We start from the raw sequence: 17,289 nt of genomic DNA on the forward strand, positions 1-17,289 counted from the left end.
TCACGGCAAGAACCACCACCTGATTACGCCAAAGCCTGTTGGAGCCAATTCACCAAATTTTCCACCTATTTGCGGCGCAGTGGTTTCAGCAAATCCGACAACCCGTTGTGGTCGATTTCCTGCATCAAGGCCAGCAAGCGACCCATTTCACCGGGAGGAAAGCCCTCTCTGGCAAACCAGTTGAGATAATTTCCGGGGAGATCGGCAATCAGCTTGCCCTTGTGCTTGCCAAAGGGCATGGTGCGCATAACAAGGAGTAGCAGATCATCGGGATTCATGGCGTAAAGCTTCAGTCTGGCAACGTGAATATTGTCCCAAAAGCAGGCACAGATGCAGGCGACACACTTACCGCGTCTGTCTCGACGCCCACAACGGATAGAGGCCGATCAATCCAAGCAAGGGCCCGGGTAGCAACAGCCAGGCGATGCTCATGCCCCAGTCGGCGATCCAGGCGGTACCGAGCTTGATTGACAGCATGGTGATGGCAAAGCCGATGGAGTTCTGAAAGGCCAGCGCACTGCCGACAATTTCCGGCGGGCAGGCACGAGCCGAAAGTGCCGAAAAATGAGGCGAGTCAGCAACCACTGTTGCCCCCCAAAACAGTAGCAGAATCAATTTTGCAGCCATCGGCCAAGCCCCGGACAACGGGAACAACGCGCAACAGATCGCTGAGCAGGCCAAAGCTGTCGCTGCCACCCGAGGGCTGCCAATGCGCTGGCTCCACCATCCGCCGAGCAGGCAACCGAGTGCGCCTATACCAATAATCGCGAAGGATAGTCCGGAGAGTTGCCGACTCCCGGGCTCTGCCAGCCCGCTCAGGATGACTAGCGCGGGGGTCAGGGTCCAGAAGGCATACAGCTCCCACTGGTGGCCGAAATAGCCGAAGGCGGAGGCGCGAAATTCGCGGACTGAGAACGCATAGAAGACGCGGCCGAGACGCAGCGGTGGCGCACCATGCCGGCGTTTCAGGTGGGGCCCATCGCCCAGCCGAAGTATCAGCACGGCGGCGAGCAGCGCAAGGCCCGAGGAAACCAGGATGGTGGCTTTCCATGACCAGCCAGCCCCAGCCAGCCTGATACCGTGCGGCAAAGCTGTGCCCAGCGTCAGCATGCCGACCAGTTGTGCCAGCGCAGCGCCGGCGCGCTCGGGCACCCAGCTGACGACCAGTTTCATGCCCAACGGGTATACGCCGGCCAGACAAAAACCGACGGCAAATCGCAATGGAACAGCCGAGGAAATGCCATCGGCCAGCAGGGCGAACGCGCCATTGAACAAGGCGCCTAGTACCGCACATACCGCGAAAATTCTGCTGGCAGGAAAACGATCGGCCAGCCCGGAAATCGCGAAAGTCAGCGTGCCTAAAATGAAGCCCAGCTGCACGGCATTGGTGAGCGTACCGATGTCGGCCGAGGTGATTCCCCAGGCGCGTATCAAATCGTCTGCCGCGCTATTGGCGGAGAACCAGAGCGAGGTACCGAAGAGTTGGGCGACAACGATAGCGAGAACGGGATTTTGCATGCTTCTGTCGGGAGCAGTGATGGTCGCAAGCTTATATCCGATTTATAAAAAACACGCCGGAAAACCATCAGGATTGTTTGTGCCCCGCCTGAAAAGCGGGCCTTCCAGTAAAATCAGCCGTCCCCAAATTTCCGCCCACGCATGTCCAAACCCACCTCGCCCAATTACCTTGCCGGTTATCCCGCCCATCTGACGGATTCAGTATGGCAGTTGATCGAACAGGGGCAGCTGGGAAAAGTGTTGCGCCACAAATATCCTGACGGACACGAGATACGCACCGATACAACGCTCTACGACTACGTCCAGGAGATCAAGAGCAGCTATATGCGCAATGCGCCGCAACCCAGCAAGGTGGCGTTTGATGGCAAGTTGCAGATGCTGCAGAACGCGTTGGGAATACACAGCCGGATCGCGCGCGTACAAGGTGGCAAACTGAAAAGCAAACGCGAAATCCATGTCGCCAGCCTCTTTCGCGAAACGCCACCCGAGTTCCTGCGCATGATCGTGGTTCATGAAATCGCCCACCTCAAGGAACCGGACCATAACAAGGCGTTCTACCAGTTGTGCCAGCACATGGAGGCGGATTACTTTCAGCTTGAATTCGACCTGCGTGCCTACCTCTGCTACCTTGCCTCAGGCGGCCCGCCACTGTGGCAAACAGAGACTTTCGGGCGCCCCGAGTGAGCGCTGCGGTCAACCGGAAAAAAGCCTGAAATTTGAAATATGTTCGCCACGCACCGAAGACGAAAGCCATGCCATCCAGCCTGATCCGATTACTTTCGATCGCCCTCCTGCTACTGCTCGGCGGCTGCATCTCACGCGGCATTCCGCTCGCTGGCAGCAATGGCGAGCAACCGGCGGCACGGGCCTTATTGCAACAATCTGCTGAGGCTCACGGCCTGGCCGCCTTCCGGCGGATTGACGACATCAGCGCCGCCTACGCTGGCGAGTGGTACGGATTGGTTGCGAAGATCCAGCCGACGCTGATCGATGCCGATTTTCGCCAAGGTTCGCAGGAGCGGATCATCTTCAAGAACGGACCGGTGCTTGGCCAGCGCCACCTTGGCCCCAAAGGCAGCAAGCAGGTGATTCGCCGGAACAACGACGTACAGGTTTTCTACAACAATGCACCAGCCAGCGACCGTGATGTACTGGCCGCAGCCGCGCTTGTCGCTGACGGCTATCGAATGTTTCTGACCGGGCCGTTCTATTTTCTTGACGGCAACCTGAGTCTGGAAATGGGCGAAGACGAAGTCGTCGAAGGCCGCCCGTGCGTAACGCTGGTGGCCGTACGCCGACCCGGCCACGGGCTGTCGGCGGAAGATCGCTACCTGCTTTTCATCGACCGCGACAAGCATCTCCTGCGCCGCGTCCGTTTCACGATGGAAGGGTTGGCGTCAACCCAAGGGGCTGTCGCCGAGGTCGACTTCTTCGATCACAAGGAAATTGCCGGAGTCACCTGGCCAACCCGCTTTTACGAACGTCTGCGCAAGCCCATTCCGAATTTGCCGGTGCACGACTGGCGGCTGATCGGGCTGGACGTCAATCGCGGGCTGACTGAAGCAGATATTTCGGGACCGGCCTTCTCCGCCAAGGCCGCGACACCGGCGCGACGCATTGACTAAAATCGCATGAAAAAACTGACGGACCTCCACGACGACATCGACCGCCGTGTGCACAGCATTCGCGAAAACAATGCCGACTGGCTGTGTGGCAAGGGCTGCGACAATTGCTGCAAACGACTGGCCGACGTACCGCAACTGACCGCTGCCGAATGGGATTTGCTGCGTGAAGGTCTGGCTGGATTGCCGACAGAGCGTTTGCAGGAAATCCGCCGAGAGATCGTCACCTTGACCGACTCGACGGCTCGCCCCGTCATTTGTCCGCTGCTCGACCGCACGACCGGCGCCTGCCCGGTCTATCTTCATCGTCCGGTGGCCTGCCGCACCTACGGCTTTTACATGCAACGTGATCTGGGGCTATTTTGCCGCGACATCGAAAACCTCGTCGCCGAAGGTGCGCTATCCAACGTGGTCTGGGGGAATCACGATGCCATTGACCAGCGACTGGCCAGCCTCGGCGAAAGCCGGCCGCTGACGGCCTGGTTCGCTGACTGGGAACGGGGAAATCCGGATTTTCCCAAGTAGAGGCGATTTCGCAGGCCTTGCTGCGGTCAACCGGAAAAAAACGCCAAAAGCGAAAAACTGAATCACGCCTGATTCAGGCCTGACACAGCCACCGCCTAATTGGTCAGAATGCGCACCTTGACGGTCTTGCCTTTGACCTTGCCGGCTGACAGTTTGCGCACCGTATCCTTGGCGACGCCACGGGCAACGGCAACGTAGGTGCTCTGATCCGTCACCGTAATCTTGCCAACCTGCTCGCGGGTCAAGCCGGCCTCCCCGGCCAGCGCGCCCATCACGTCACCGGGGCGAATCTTATCCTTGCGTCCGCCGAGCATCAGCAGCGTCGACATCGGCGGCACCAGCGGTGAATCGTCAGTGACTTCCACCGTCTTCAAGTCGAGCACATTCAGCTTGCACTTCATCATCTCGGCGATGGTCGCCACGCGGCGGCGGTCGCCGGGACTGCACAGGCTGAGCGCCCAGCCCTCCTCGTCACCACGACCTGTACGGCCGATGCGGTGGATATGGATTTCCGGGTCAGGCGTCACATCCACGTTGATGACCGCTTCGAGCTGGTCAATATCAAGGCCCCGCGCCGCTACATCGGTCGCCACCAGCACCGAGCAACTGCGATTGGCAAACTGGATCAACACCTGATCGCGCTCACGCTGCTCGAGATCGCCGTTCAGCGTGAGGGCGTGAATGCCGGCATGGCGCAGGACATTGACCAGATCGCGGCACTGCTGCTTGGTGTTGCAGAAAGCCAACGTACTGACCGGGCGGTAATGCTTGAGAATGCGCACGACGGCATCGAGACGCTCGTCGTCCTTGACCTCGTAGAAGCGCTGGCGAATCTTGGTTTCTTCATGCTGCTCGAGAAGCTTGACCTCCTGCGGATTGCGCAGAAACTGCTTGGCCAGCTTGGCAATGCCTTCCGGATACGTCGCCGAGAACAGCAGCGTCTGGCGTTGCGTCGGGCAGCGCTTGGCTACGAACGCGATGTCGTCGTGGAAGCCCATGTCGAGCATGCGGTCGGCTTCATCAAGGACCAGAGTGTTCAGCTCGTCGAGCTTGAGGTAGCCACGCTCCATATGGTCCATGATGCGACCAGGCGTGCCGACGACGATATGCACGCCGCTTTCCAGACTGTTCGCCTGATTGCGCAGCGTCGAGCCACCGATCAGCGACAGCACTTTGATGTTTTCTTCAAAGCGGGCAAGACGACGGATTTCCTGTGTGACCTGATCTGCCAGTTCGCGCGTCGGGCAAAGCACCATGGCCTGCACAGCAAAACGGCTCGTATTCAGGCGATTGAGCAAGGCAAGGCCGAAAGCGGCAGTCTTGCCACTACCGGTCTTTGCTTGCGCAATCAGGTCGCTCCCGGCCAGCGCCAGCGGCAGGCTGGCGGCCTGAATCGGCGTCATAGTCAGGTATTCGAGCTGCGCCAAATTGGCCTGCATGGCTGGCGTCAGCGGTAGTTCGCCAAACGAACCGGCTTCCGTGCTTGCGTTGTCGTTCATGCGCCGCTCAAGCCTTGCGTTTACGTGCCGGCATTGGCTTGCGCTGGCGTTGGCCTGGCTTGTGAACTTCCGCTTCTGGCTTCGGCTTGGGCACCAGCAGGTTCTTCGCTGTTGTTTTCTCAGCTGCACGATGCGCCTGAATGGCCGCCGTCACAGCAGCCGGATCCAGCGTGATGCCGGCATGCTCACCCTTGACGTTGTAGAGCGAAAGTCTGTCCTTGATGGCAAACAAACGTTCAGGCGTTTCCGCCTTGCGCGGCAATCCCGTGATGATTTCCTGGGCAGGAGCGGTCAATGCAAAGCCATCCGCTTCGGCTTTGAGCAATCCATATTTTGCCAGGCGATCAAATGCCTCAACCAGCTTTGCTTCGTTGGGAATGTTGTTCTGAAGCAGATCAGCCGCAGCCACGATTTCAAGCAGCTCTGCCGGCCGTCTTTTGGAAGAAAGCGCAATGGCGAGAATGAGAAGGGAGTCTACGTCGTGGACTGGATGCATCGAATTACCTTTGAATAGCAGAGGAATGAGAAACGGCGGGGAATCAGCGGGTCAAAGGCCGGCAAAAATGGGCAGCCTGAAATCAGTTTCTCGCAAGGTCGATAGTGTACCCGGTTTGCCAGCCTGGGCGGCACGAAACCTGCTCGGCGACGCTACGGTCAACCGGAAATTCATGCCAATTTCCACTCACAAAAAAGGCCGCTCAAAGGCGGCCTTTTTAATACGGACGAAAACTCCGTAGCTTACTTGCTTGACAGCGCCATCATCAGATCGTTGATGCGTTTGACGAAACCAGCCGGATCGTCCAACTGGCCGCCTTCAGCCAGCGTTGCCTGCTCGAACATCAAGGCTGCCCAGTCATCAAAACGGTTTTCCTCGTACTTCAAGCGCATCACCGCCGGGTGATGCGGGTTAATTTCGAGAATAGGCTTCGAATTCGGCATTGGCTGGCCAGCAGCCTTCATCAGGCGAGCGAGATTGCCGGATGGGTCATGCTCATCGGAGACTAGGCAGGAGGGCGAATCGGTCAAACGATAGGTGACGCGAACATCCTTGACCTTGTCGCCGAGCGAGGCTTTCACCTTCTCTAGCAATTCCTTGTACTCGTCGGCCGCCTTCTCGGCATCCTGCTTTTCGGCTTCATCTTCGAGCTTGCCGAGATCCAGGCCGCCCTTGGCCACAGATTGCAGTTGCTTGCCATCGAACTCGGTCAGGTGACCGACCACCCACTCGTCGACGCGATCAGAAAGAAGCAGCACTTCGATACCCTTCTTGCGGAAGATTTCGAGGTGAGGACTGTTCTTGGCCGCATTGAAGGTATCGGCCGTAGCGAAATAGATCTTTTCCTGCCCTTCCTTCATCCGAGCGATATAGTCAGCCAGCGAAACATTCTGATCTGGCGTGTCGTTATGTGTCGAGGCAAAACGAATCAGGCCCGCAATCTTTTCCTTGTTGGCATGGTCTTCGCCCACCCCTTCCTTTAGGACCGAACCAAAGGACTCCCAGAACTTGGCATATTTTTCCTTGTCGTTTTCCGCCAAGTCTTCCAGCATGCCCAAGACCTTGCGCGTACAGCCACTGCGGATGCCGTCGATATCCTTGCTTTGCTGCAGAATTTCACGCGAGACGTTGAGCGGCAGATCGGAAGAATCGACCACACCGCGGACGAAACGCATGTAAAGCGGCATGAGCTGTTCGGCATCATCCATGATGAAGACGCGACGCACGTAGAGCTTGATGCCGTGACGAGCGTTACGGTCCCAGAGATCAAACGGTGCTCGGGCCGGGATATATAGCAACTGGGTATATTCCTGCTTGCCTTCGACACGGGCATGCGTCCACGCCAGCGGATCCTCGAAGTCATGGGCAACGTGCTTGTAGAACTCCTTGTATTGCTCGTCGGTAATGTCTGATTTGGCGCGAACCCAAAGCGCGTTGGCCTGATTGACCGTTTCATCTTCCTCGGTCATCGCCTGTTCGCCGTCCTTCCACTCCTCCTTCTTCATCACGATAGGTAGCGTGATATGGTCGGAATACTTGCGAATGATCGATTTCAGCTTCCAGCCGCCTAGAAACTCGTCCTCGCCTTCGCGCAAATGCAAAGTGACATCAGTGCCACGCGAGGCCTTTTCAACCATTTCAACGGTGTAATCACCTTCACCACCGGACTCCCAACACACCGCTTGACTGGCCTCGACACCCGCGCGACGGGAAACTACTGTGACCTTGTCTGCAATGATGAAGGATGAGTAGAAACCGACACCAAACTGGCCAATCAAATGGGCATCCTTGGCCTGATCACCGGTCAACGCAGAGAAAAACTCCTTGGTACCAGACTTGGCGATGGTGCCGAGATGCTCAACAGCCTCGTCACGAGACAAGCCGATACCATTATCTGAAATGGTGATCGTCCGTGCTTCTTTGTCAAAGGCGATACGAATCTTCAAATCGCCATCATCACCGTACAGCGCGCTGTTATTCAGCGCTTCGAATCGCAGTTTGTCACAGGCGTCGGAAGCGTTGGAAACCAATTCCCGCAGGAAGATTTCCTTGTTGCTGTACAAGGAATGGATCATCAGTTGCAGCAGTTGCTTTACTTCAGCCTGGAAGCCCAGGGTTTCGCGATTTGTATTCGCTGTTGCAGACTCGGACATGCTTGAAACTCCCACTGAGACATTAAGGACGTAGGGGGAGAGTTGGGGGCAATAGACTCGAATTCAAGAGGCAGAAGAATTCGAGACGGCCAGTTTTGAACGCTCGACCGCATAACGCAAAAACCCCCTTCAGTTTGAACTGAAGGGGGTATGCATTGGGAGTCTGGCGTTGACCTACTTTCGCGAGCGGAAGCTCACTATCATTGGCGCTCATCTGTTTCACGGTCCTGTTCGGGAAGGGAAGGGGTGGTACCAGAAGGCTATTGACGCCAGACGTAACTTGTATGCTCCTCGTCTTTGGGACGCGAAGCGCAAAATGGGGTAGAAGGTTGATTGTTGTGACTGCTTATGAGTTACATGCAGTGTATTACAAGGTTATAGGATCAAGCCACACGGGCAATTAGTATCAGTTAGCTTAACGCATTACTGCGCTTCCACACCTGACCTATCAACGTCGTGGTCTTCGACGACCCTTTAGGGAGTTCAAGACTCCGGGAAATCTTATCTTAAGGCGAGTTTCACGCTTAGATGCTTTCAGCGTTTATCTCTTCCGAACATAGCTACCCGGCGATACGACTGGCGTCATAACCGGTACACCAGAGGTTCGTCCACTCCGGTCCTCTCGTACTAGGAGCAGCCCCCTTCAAATTTCCAGCGCCCACGGCAGATAGGGACCAAACTGTCTCACGACGTTTTAAACCCAGCTCACGTACCTCTTTAAATGGCGAACAGCCATACCCTTGGGACCGGCTACAGCCCCAGGATGAGATGAGCCGACATCGAGGTGCCAAACACCGCCGTCGATATGAACTCTTGGGCGGTATCAGCCTGTTATCCCCAGAGTACCTTTTATCCGTTGAGCGATGGCCCTTCCATACAGAACCACCGGATCACTATGACCTGCTTTCGCACCTGCTCGACTTGTGGGTCTCGCAGTCAAGCACGCTTTTGCCATTGCACTTTATGGGCGATGTCCGACCGCCCTAAGCGTACCTTCGTACTCCTCCGTTACCTTTTGGGAGGAGACCGCCCCAGTCAAACTGCCCACCATGCACGGTCCCCGATCCGGATTCACGGATCAAGGTTAGAACCTCAAATAAATCAGGGTGGTATTTCAAGGTTGGCTCCACCGAAACTAGCGTCCCGGTTTCACAGCCTCCCACCTATCCTACACAGACCGATTCAAAGTCCAATGCAAAGCTACAGTAAAGGTTCATGGGGTCTTTCCGTCTTGCCGCGGGGAGATTGCATCTTCACAAACATTTCAACTTCGCTGAGTCTCAGGAGGAGACAGTGTGGCCATCGTTACGCCATTCGTGCAGGTCGGAACTTACCCGACAAGGAATTTCGCTACCTTAGGACCGTTATAGTTACGGCCGCCGTTTACCGGGGCTTCGATCAAGAGCTTGCACCCCATCAATTAACCTTCCGGCACCGGGCAGGCGTCACACCCTATACGTCCACTTTCGTGTTTGCAGAGTGCTGTGTTTTTATTAAACAGTCGCAGCCACCATTTCACTGCAACCCCATCGGCCTTCGAGCGCAAGGCTCTACAACCTACCGGGGCACACCTTCTCCCGAAGTTACGGTGTTAATTTGCCGAGTTCCTTCTCCTGAGTTCTCTCAAGCGCCTTAGAATTTTCATCCTGCCCACCTGTGTCGGTTTGCGGTACGGTCAATTCTAGACTGAAGCTTAGTGGCTTTTCCTGGAAGCTTGGTATCAATCACTTCAGCACCGTAGTGCCTCGTCATCACGCCTCAGCTAAGCCCCCCGGATTTGCCTAAGGGGCACGCCTACACGCTTAAACCAACTATTCCAACAGTTGGCTGACCTAACCTTCTCCGTCCCCACATCGCATCTAGAATCGGTACAGGAATATTGACCTGTTTCCCATCGACTACGCATTTCTGCCTCGCCTTAGGGGCCGACTCACCCTACGCCGATGAACGTTGCGTAGGAAACCTTGGGCTTTCGGCGAGGGAGCTTTTCACTCCCTTTATCGCTACTCATGTCAGCATTCGCACTTCTGATATCTCCAGCATCCTTCTCAAGACACCTTCACAGACCTACAGAACGCTCCCCTACCATATCTTTCGATATCCGCAGCTTCGGTGCACAGTTTGAGCCCCGTTACATCTTCCGCGCAGGACGACTCGACTAGTGAGCTATTACGCTTTCTTTAAAGGATGGCTGCTTCTAAGCCAACCTCCTAGCTGTCTATGCCTTCCCACCTCGTTTCCCACTTAACTGTGTCTTGGGGACCTTAGCTGGCGGTCTGGGTTGTTTCCCTCTTGACAATGGACGTTAGCACCCACTGTCTGTCTGCCTTGCTCGCACTTGACGGTATTCAGAGTTTGCCATGGTTTGGTAAGTCGCGATGACCCCCTAGCCATAACAGTGCTTTACCCCGTCAGTGATACAAGACGCACTACCTAAATAGTTTTCGGGGAGAACCAGCTATTTCCGGATTTGTTTAGCCTTTCACCCCTATCCACAGCTCATCCCCTAATTTTTCAACATTAGTGGGTTCGGACCTCCAGTACCTGTTACGGCACCTTCATCCTGGCCATGGATAGATCATCCGGTTTCGGGTCTACGCCTAGCAACTAAATCGCCCTTATCAGACTCGCTTTCGCTGCGCCTCCCCTATTCGGTTAAGCTTGCTACTAAACGTAAGTCGCTGACCCATTATACAAAAGGTACGCAGTCACGGAACAAGTCCGCTCCCACTGTTTGTATGCATGCGGTTTCAGGATCTATTTCACTCCCCTCCCGGGGTTCTTTTCGCCTTTCCCTCACGGTACTGGTTCACTATCGGTCGATCACGAGTATTTAGCCTTGGAGGATGGTCCCCCCATGTTCAGACAAGGTTTCACGTGCCCCGCCCTACTTTTCGCTAACTTAGTACCACGGATTCGTTTTCATGTACGGGGCTATCACCCACTACGGCCGGACTTTCCATTCCGTTCCATTAACGATTCCGCTATCACTAGCAGGCTGCTCCCCGTTCGCTCGCCACTACTTGGGGAATCTCGGTTGATTTATTTTCCTCCGGCTACTTAGATGTTTCAGTTCGCCGGGTTCGCCTCCCAATCCTATGTATTCAGATTGGGATACTCCTTGCTGAGTGGGTTTCCCCATTCGGATATCGGGGATCAAAGCTTCATTGCCAGCTCCCCCCCGCTTTTCGCAGGCTTGCACGTCCTTCATCGCCTGTGATCGCCAAGGCATCCACCACATGCACTTATTCGCTTGATCCTATAACCTTGTACTCTCTTGCGAGAGCGGCTACAGGCAACTCATATTTGTGCTGTTCTCATTTCCCGCAGGAAATAAGAACAGATGCAATCACAACGTGTTGCCAACGCCTCATCAGCGCTGCAACACAACCTTCTTCCATTTTGTTAAAGAACGTAGCAATTGATTGCTCAAAAGCCAAAGATAAACACTCATGCTTATCTTTGGGTTTTGGTGGAGGATAACGGGATCGAACCGTTGACCCCCTGCTTGCAAAGCAGGTGCTCTCCCAGCTGAGCTAATCCCCTTGATTTTGACGTTGGTGGGTCTGGTTGGAATCGAACCAACGACCCCCGCCTTATCAAGACGGTGCTCTAACCGACTGAGCTACAGACCCTCGTCTGTTTGCTACTCATGAACAACCGATAGGTTGTGGGTGCCAGAGATGCTTTCTCTAGAAAGGAGGTGATCCAGCCGCAGGTTCCCCTACGGCTACCTTGTTACGACTTCACCCCAGTCACGAACCCCGCCGTGGTAAGCGCCCTCCTTACGGTTAGGCTACCCACTTCTGGCGGAACCCGCTCCCATGGTGTGACGGGCGGTGTGTACAAGACCCGGGAACGTATTCACCGTGACATGCTGATCCACGATTACTAGCGATTCCGACTTCACGCAGGCGAGTTGCAGCCTGCGATCCGGACTACGATCGGCTTTCTGGGATTAGCTCCCCCTCGCGGGTTGGCAACCCTTTGTACCGACCATTGTATGACGTGTGAAGCCCTACCCATAAGGGCCATGAGGACTTGACGTCATCCCCACCTTCCTCCGGTTTGTCACCGGCAGTCTCGTTAAAGTGCCCAACTAAATGATGGCAATTAACGACAAGGGTTGCGCTCGTTGCGGGACTTAACCCAACATCTCACGACACGAGCTGACGACAGCCATGCAGCACCTGTGTTCCAGCTCCCTTTCGGGCACACTCAAATCTCTAAGAGCTTCTGGACATGTCAAGGGTAGGTAAGGTTTTTCGCGTTGCATCGAATTAATCCACATCATCCACCGCTTGTGCGGGTCCCCGTCAATTCCTTTGAGTTTTAACCTTGCGGCCGTACTCCCCAGGCGGTCAACTTCACGCGTTAGCTCCGGTACTAAAAGGTTTTACCCTCCCAACACCTAGTTGACATCGTTTAGGGCGTGGACTACCAGGGTATCTAATCCTGTTTGCTACCCACGCTTTCGTGCATGAGCGTCAGTATTGGCCCAGGGGGCTGCCTTCGCCATCGGTGTTCCTCCACATCTCTACGCATTTCACTGCTACACGTGGAATTCCACCCCCCTCTGCCATACTCTAGCCTGCCAGTCATAAACGCAGTTCCCAGGTTGAGCCCGGGGATTTCACGCCTATCTTAACAAACCGCCTGCGCACGCTTTACGCCCAGTAATTCCGATTAACGCTCGCACCCTACGTATTACCGCGGCTGCTGGCACGTAGTTAGCCGGTGCTTCTTATTCCGGTACCGTCATCCACACAGGGTATTAACCCATGCGTTTTCTTCCCGGCTGAAAGAGCTTTACAACCCGAAGGCCTTCTTCACTCACGCGGCATGGCTGGATCAGGCTTGCGCCCATTGTCCAAAATTCCCCACTGCTGCCTCCCGTAGGAGTCTGGACCGTGTCTCAGTTCCAGTGTGGCGGATCATCCTCTCAGACCCGCTACAGATCGTCGCCTTGGTGAGCCTTTACCTCACCAACTAGCTAATCTGATATCGGCCGCTCAATCAGCGCAAGGTCTTGCGATCCCCTGCTTTCCTGCTCACAGAATATGCGGTATTAGCGTAACTTTCGCTACGTTATCCCCCACTGAAAGGTACGTTCCGATACATTACTCACCCGTTCGCCACTCGCCACCAGGATTGCTCCCGTGCTGCCGTTCGACTTGCATGTGTAAGGCATGCCGCCAGCGTTCAATCTGAGCCAGGATCAAACTCTTCAGTTTAATCCAACATTACTACTCACAATTCACTGACGGTAGAATGTTACTTCTACCTCGATGGATCTCTCCATCCGTGTGATTGCCTTTAATACTTTTGCGTGACCGAAGTCACTAGCATCAAGGCACCCACACCTATCGGTTGTCCAAATTGTTAAAGAACTTCTTTCTTCGCCGCGCCGTTTCTTTCGATCCGTCTGCAGCAGAGAGGCAAGATTATGAAGCAAACCTCACTTCCCGTCAAGCGTTTCTGAAAAATCTTCTTTCTTCGCTTGCCCCCCAAAACCGCCGAAAACACCCGGCACCGCAGGAGAGGTGCGCATTCTACAGACTAATTCCACACCGTCAACTTAAATTGAAAATAATCTTCAGACCTCGGTATGCATTGGCACTCGAATCTACCACCCCCAGCCGCCCCGTGAGGCCCTCACGGCAAAAACCAAATAGCAATCTGGGGTAAGCGGGAAATTGTGCAGTCCAACGGATTATGTAATTTACGGCCCAGAGGATGAAGATCGAACGAACACAAAAAGGGTTGTACTCCCCGGAGTTGAGGACTGAAACGGTAAAGCCAGTTGAGAAGACGAGCATGCCTATAAATCGAGTAGCAATACAACTGCCGATACCGAGGTACAACTAAAGCAACTGGGTGTGCGCAGTAAAATATGCGGCAATTGGCAACACTAGGTCAAGAACAGCGGGTTCCCAGCGAACAAAAAACTAGACAGGGACCTTGGCGAGTCAAAACATGAACGTAGTCGAAAAAATCGACAGGGCATTTCGCAAAGGAGTTGAGGCTAAAGACTATCGAATTGATTGCTTGCGACCCCAGTATCCCACGACGATGTTGGGCCGCCTGCTCGACGTATCTGAGGCTGGGTATGACGCTTGGCGCCAACCCCCCCCTCTAGAGAGCCCCCTTCTCGCGACTGAAATCAGGCTGGCACACGAACCTACGAGGCAGACTCATGGCCCGGAGCAGCCGCAAGTTGAGTTGGCTGTTCACGGTACTCATGGGCATTGATCGCATCAAACGGATCCCGCTCAAACTGCTCCTACGTTGTCAGCAGAAACGTAAACTCAGGTTGACTACCGATTTCCGCCATAATCTGCCGACTGCACCGAATCTTTCTGATCAAAAATTTGCGGCATCAGCCCCAAATAGCGCCAGGGTCACCGATATAACGCACTAAGCAACCGACGAGGGATGGCTTTACCTGGCAGGCATCAAGGGCTTGTCCAAGGGCAGATTGGCTGCCTACGCCCTTGATGAGCAAGTGACGCATCATAGAACCCGGATCACCCCGCCATCAGCCATGCGCTCCCAGTGCAAACCCAGAACCAGCGCATCGATTTGCCCGCGGGTAAGACCCAGGCTGCCCTCGCTTGGCCGTAGTTGAAACCGCCCTTGATTCAGACGACGGTTCGCCAGCCAGACGCCGTAACCGTCATGCACCAGCACCTTCAGGCGGTTCCCGCGTTGGTTGGCAAAGAGATAGGCATGGTGCGGCTGCGCCTCGCCGAAGATCCGGACGACTTGGGACAGGATCGTAAGCGCCCGGCGAAGTCATCTGTGAATTGATAGCTTAGACCGTGAAGATAGTGTCCACCAATAACGATGGTGGACACTATGGAAATCGAGAAGCCTAGCCGGCGCCGGCGGAACCACACTGAGGAATTCAAGCAGGCAATGATCGCGGCCTGTTGCGAGGCCGGCGCATCAGTCGCCGGCATTGCACTCGCCAACGAGGTCAATGCAAATCAGGTCCGTCGCTGGATGCGGGAACGAGGCATTGAGCCACCGCGCCGCAGCCTGCCGGCTCGGTCGATTTCATCGAAGTGCGTTGCAGAACCGACATTTGTGCCAGTGCCGATTCCCCCCATAGTCTCGAGCCTCCCCGACATTCGGATCGAAGTCCGGCGTGGCAATACGGCGGTGAAGATTGAATGGCCCGGACAGGCGGCGAGTGATTGTGCCGCCTGGTTGCGAGACTGGCTACGGTGATTCGGGTGGATGCCCTGTGGTTATCGACCACGCCGCTGGATATGCGGGCCGGGACCGAAACGATCCTGGCGCGGGTCGTCTCGATGTTTGGCGAAGCCCGGCCGCACCACGCCTATCTATTTGCCAACCGCCGAGCTAACCGGATCAAGGTGCTGGTCCATGATGGATACGGTATTTGGCTGGCGCATCGCCGACTGAATCAGGGACGATTCTGCTGGCGACATGGCAACACCAACGTCGAGCTGAGCCGGCCGCAATTTGATGCGCTCATCCTTGGTCTGCCTTGGGAACGATTGGCTGACGGCGGTGTGATCCGGATTGTTTGACGGTCCACCATTAGGGAAGTCCACGATAGCCAAAGGCTGTGCTGGCCGGCATCATGGCGGTCATGTCCTTGCCCGCCAACCTTAACCTACTCAGCGCAGACGAACTGCGTCGCCTGCTGGTCGAGAAAGACCGTGAGTTGGACTGGCGCCAAGCCAAGATCGACAAACTGACGCATGAATTGGCCCTGCACAAGCGCTGGCGCTTCGGGGTCAAGACCGAGCAATGGCCGGTCGAGCAACGGCAACTGTTTGAGGAAACCATCGATGCCGACTTGGCGGCGATGGAAGAAGAACTGGCGCAACTCTCTGCAACACCACCGAAGGCGAAAGGCCAAGCCAAACGCCAGCCGTTGCCGACGAATTTGCCACGGACCGACATTCAGCACGAGCCGGAGTCCACAGTCTGCCCTTGCGGCTGCACGATGCAACGGATCGGCGAAGATGTGGCGGAGAAGCTCGACTACACACCCGGCGTCTTCACGGTCGAGCGCCACATTCGTGGCAAATGGGTTTGTGGGCAGTGCGAAACGCTGATCCAGGCGCCGGTCCCGGCACACGTCATCGACAAGGGCATTCCGACCAGCGGCTTGCTCGCGCAGGTGCTGGTTGCCAAATATCTCGATCATCTGCCGCTCTATCGGCAGGAAGCTATCTTCGGTCGGGCCGGTCTGGCGATCCCGCAATCACCCTGGCGCAATGGGTAGGGAAATGCGGGGTGGTCCTCCAGCCCCTGGTTGATGCCCTGAAGGATGAGATGCTCGGGCATCGGGTGCTGCACGCCGATGAAACGCCTGCGCTATGCTGGCCCCAGGGGCCGGCAAGACACATCGCGCTTATCTCTGGTCCTACAGCATCGGCGCCTTCGAGCCAACGAAAGCAGTCGTCTATGACTTTGCCGAAAGCCGTGCCGGCCGGCATGCCCAGGAATTCTTGGGTGACTGGCGCGGCACACTGATTTGCGATGATTACTCAGGCTACAAGGCACTGCTGGCCAATGGATTGACCGAGGCTGGCTGCATGGCGCACGCCCGGCGCAAATTCTTCGATCTGCACAGTCAGAAGCAGAACCTGATCGCCGGTGAGGCCCTGGATTACTTCGGGAAACTCTATGGGGTCGAGCGGGAAGTCGTTGAACTTGATGTCGATGAGCGACGACGAATCCGGGAGGCGAAAGCCCGACCGATTGCTGACGAATTACATCTCTGGTTAACCCGGCAACGCCAAGTCGTGCCCAATGTCTCGGCAACCGCCAGAGCGATCGACTACAGCCTCAAACGCTGGGTGGCGCTGACGCATTACCTGTCGGATGGCCAGGTGCCGATCGACAATAACTGGATCGAGAATCAGATCCGTCCCATCGCGCTCGGCCGCAAGAATTGGTTATTTGCCGGCAGTCTGCGTGCTGGAAAACGCGCCGCAGCGATCATGAGTCTGATTCAGTCCGCCAAACTCAACGGTCACGAACCTCTATCCTATTTGAAGGATGTCCTGACCCGCCTACCGACCCAACCAGCAAGCCGCGTTGGCGAACTGCTGCCGCATCGCTGGCAACCTCAAACTCTCGCCTGATTCAAAAATCAACCTGAGTTCGCCGGGTGCTTACTGGGTTTGCCGGGCGCTTACGACCCGGGCGCATGCACGAAGTGTTCAGCTGTTTCTCATCGAGTCCGGCAAGCCCAACCAGAACGCCTATATCGAATCGTTCAACGGACGTTTCCGTGATGAATGCCTGACCGAACATTGGTTCACCAACATGCGCCACGCCCAAGTCATCATCGAAGCTTGGCGGCGGGAATATAACGAGGAGCGAACCAAGAAATCCCTCGGCGGGATGCCCCCTACTGCTTATGCCAGATCACTCGCCCAGAAATCGGCTAAATTAACCCCGGAATCTAAAGTCCTACTGATACTGAAAAC

Annotated in this window: 11 protein-coding genes, 1 tRNA gene, 3 rRNA genes and 2 pseudogenes; 7 read left to right on the forward strand and 10 right to left on the reverse strand. The window is 55.7% G+C overall.

Annotated elements, in window-relative coordinates:
• Positions 1 to 65: 65 nt before the first annotated feature.
• Both IPJ12_06150 and IPJ12_06155 read right to left on the reverse strand, forming a co-directional pair.
• Positions 66 to 278, reverse strand: a complete 213-nt coding sequence (locus tag IPJ12_06150; GenBank protein MBK7646739.1) for a DUF3820 family protein — start codon at positions 276 to 278, stop codon at positions 66 to 68.
• A 67-nt stretch (positions 279 to 345) separates the two neighbouring features.
• A complete protein-coding gene (locus tag IPJ12_06155) occupies positions 346 to 1,518 on the reverse strand; it encodes an MFS transporter (protein ID MBK7646740.1) in 1,173 nt (390 codons plus the stop codon).
• A gap of 141 nt (positions 1,519 to 1,659) precedes the next feature.
• Between IPJ12_06155 and IPJ12_06160 the strand changes: the two genes are divergently transcribed.
• The 3 genes from IPJ12_06160 (at position 1,660) to IPJ12_06170 (ending at position 3,665) form a co-directional block, all read left to right on the forward strand.
• Positions 1,660 to 2,202 (forward strand): M48 family metallopeptidase, encoded by a 543-nt coding sequence (locus IPJ12_06160; GenBank protein MBK7646741.1) that lies wholly within the window; start codon positions 1,660 to 1,662, stop codon positions 2,200 to 2,202.
• A 68-nt stretch (positions 2,203 to 2,270) separates the two neighbouring features.
• Complete coding sequence (locus IPJ12_06165; GenBank protein ID MBK7646742.1) at positions 2,271 to 3,143, forward strand: hypothetical protein; 873 nt, start codon at positions 2,271 to 2,273, stop codon at positions 3,141 to 3,143.
• Positions 3,144 to 3,149: 6 nt separating this feature from the next.
• Positions 3,150 to 3,665 (forward strand): YkgJ family cysteine cluster protein, encoded by a 516-nt coding sequence (locus IPJ12_06170; protein ID MBK7646743.1) that lies wholly within the window; start codon positions 3,150 to 3,152, stop codon positions 3,663 to 3,665.
• A gap of 95 nt (positions 3,666 to 3,760) precedes the next feature.
• On the opposite strand, the gene dbpA is transcribed toward IPJ12_06170, so the two are convergent.
• From dbpA to tnpB (IPJ12_06210), 8 genes are all read right to left on the reverse strand, one after another.
• A complete protein-coding gene (gene dbpA, locus IPJ12_06175) occupies positions 3,761 to 5,164 on the reverse strand; it encodes an ATP-dependent RNA helicase DbpA (protein ID MBK7646744.1) in 1,404 nt (467 codons plus the stop codon).
• 7 nt (positions 5,165 to 5,171) lie between these two features.
• A complete protein-coding gene (locus tag IPJ12_06180) occupies positions 5,172 to 5,660 on the reverse strand; it encodes a hypothetical protein (GenBank protein MBK7646745.1) in 489 nt (162 codons plus the stop codon).
• Positions 5,661 to 5,902: 242 nt separating this feature from the next.
• Positions 5,903 to 7,813: a molecular chaperone HtpG gene (gene htpG / locus IPJ12_06185; GenBank protein ID MBK7646746.1), complete on the reverse strand. Its 1,911-nt coding sequence runs from the start codon at positions 7,811 to 7,813 to the stop codon at positions 5,903 to 5,905.
• Between the two features lie 161 nt (positions 7,814 to 7,974).
• Positions 7,975 to 8,087: ribosomal RNA gene (rrf, locus tag IPJ12_06190) — 5S ribosomal RNA — on the reverse strand.
• A gap of 105 nt (positions 8,088 to 8,192) precedes the next feature.
• A 23S ribosomal RNA gene (locus IPJ12_06195) occupies positions 8,193 to 11,072 on the reverse strand.
• Between the two features lie 299 nt (positions 11,073 to 11,371).
• Positions 11,372 to 11,448: transfer RNA gene (locus IPJ12_06200), tRNA-Ile, on the reverse strand.
• A 61-nt stretch (positions 11,449 to 11,509) separates the two neighbouring features.
• A 16S ribosomal RNA gene (locus IPJ12_06205) occupies positions 11,510 to 13,047 on the reverse strand.
• The 16S, 23S and 5S rRNA genes sit together here with 1 tRNA gene alongside, the layout of an rRNA operon.
• A 1,279-nt stretch (positions 13,048 to 14,326) precedes the next feature.
• Positions 14,327 to 14,590: an IS66 family insertion sequence element accessory protein TnpB gene (gene tnpB / locus IPJ12_06210; GenBank protein MBK7646747.1), complete on the reverse strand. Its 264-nt coding sequence runs from the start codon at positions 14,588 to 14,590 to the stop codon at positions 14,327 to 14,329.
• Positions 14,591 to 14,671: 81 nt separating this feature from the next.
• Here tnpB (IPJ12_06210) and IPJ12_06215 point away from each other — a divergent pair, with 81 nt between their 5' ends.
• The 4 genes and pseudogenes from IPJ12_06215 (at position 14,672) to IPJ12_06230 (ending at position 17,242) form a co-directional block, all read left to right on the forward strand.
• Positions 14,672 to 15,046 (forward strand): transposase, encoded by a 375-nt coding sequence (locus IPJ12_06215; protein ID MBK7646748.1) that lies wholly within the window; start codon positions 14,672 to 14,674, stop codon positions 15,044 to 15,046.
• Between the two features lie 5 nt (positions 15,047 to 15,051).
• Positions 15,052 to 15,372, forward strand: coding sequence for an IS66 family insertion sequence element accessory protein TnpB (gene tnpB, locus IPJ12_06220; protein ID MBK7646749.1), 321 nt, complete (start codon positions 15,052 to 15,054; stop codon positions 15,370 to 15,372).
• A gap of 62 nt (positions 15,373 to 15,434) precedes the next feature.
• Positions 15,435 to 16,941, forward strand: a pseudogene (locus IPJ12_06225) (IS66 family transposase).
• Between the two features lie 43 nt (positions 16,942 to 16,984).
• Positions 16,985 to 17,242 (forward strand): annotated as a pseudogene (locus IPJ12_06230) (transposase).
• Positions 17,243 to 17,289 lie beyond the last annotated feature (47 nt).

The sequence above is a fragment of the Betaproteobacteria bacterium genome (assembly GCA_016709965.1).
Classification (GTDB): domain Bacteria; phylum Pseudomonadota; class Gammaproteobacteria; order Burkholderiales; family Rhodocyclaceae; genus Azonexus; species Azonexus amarohabitans.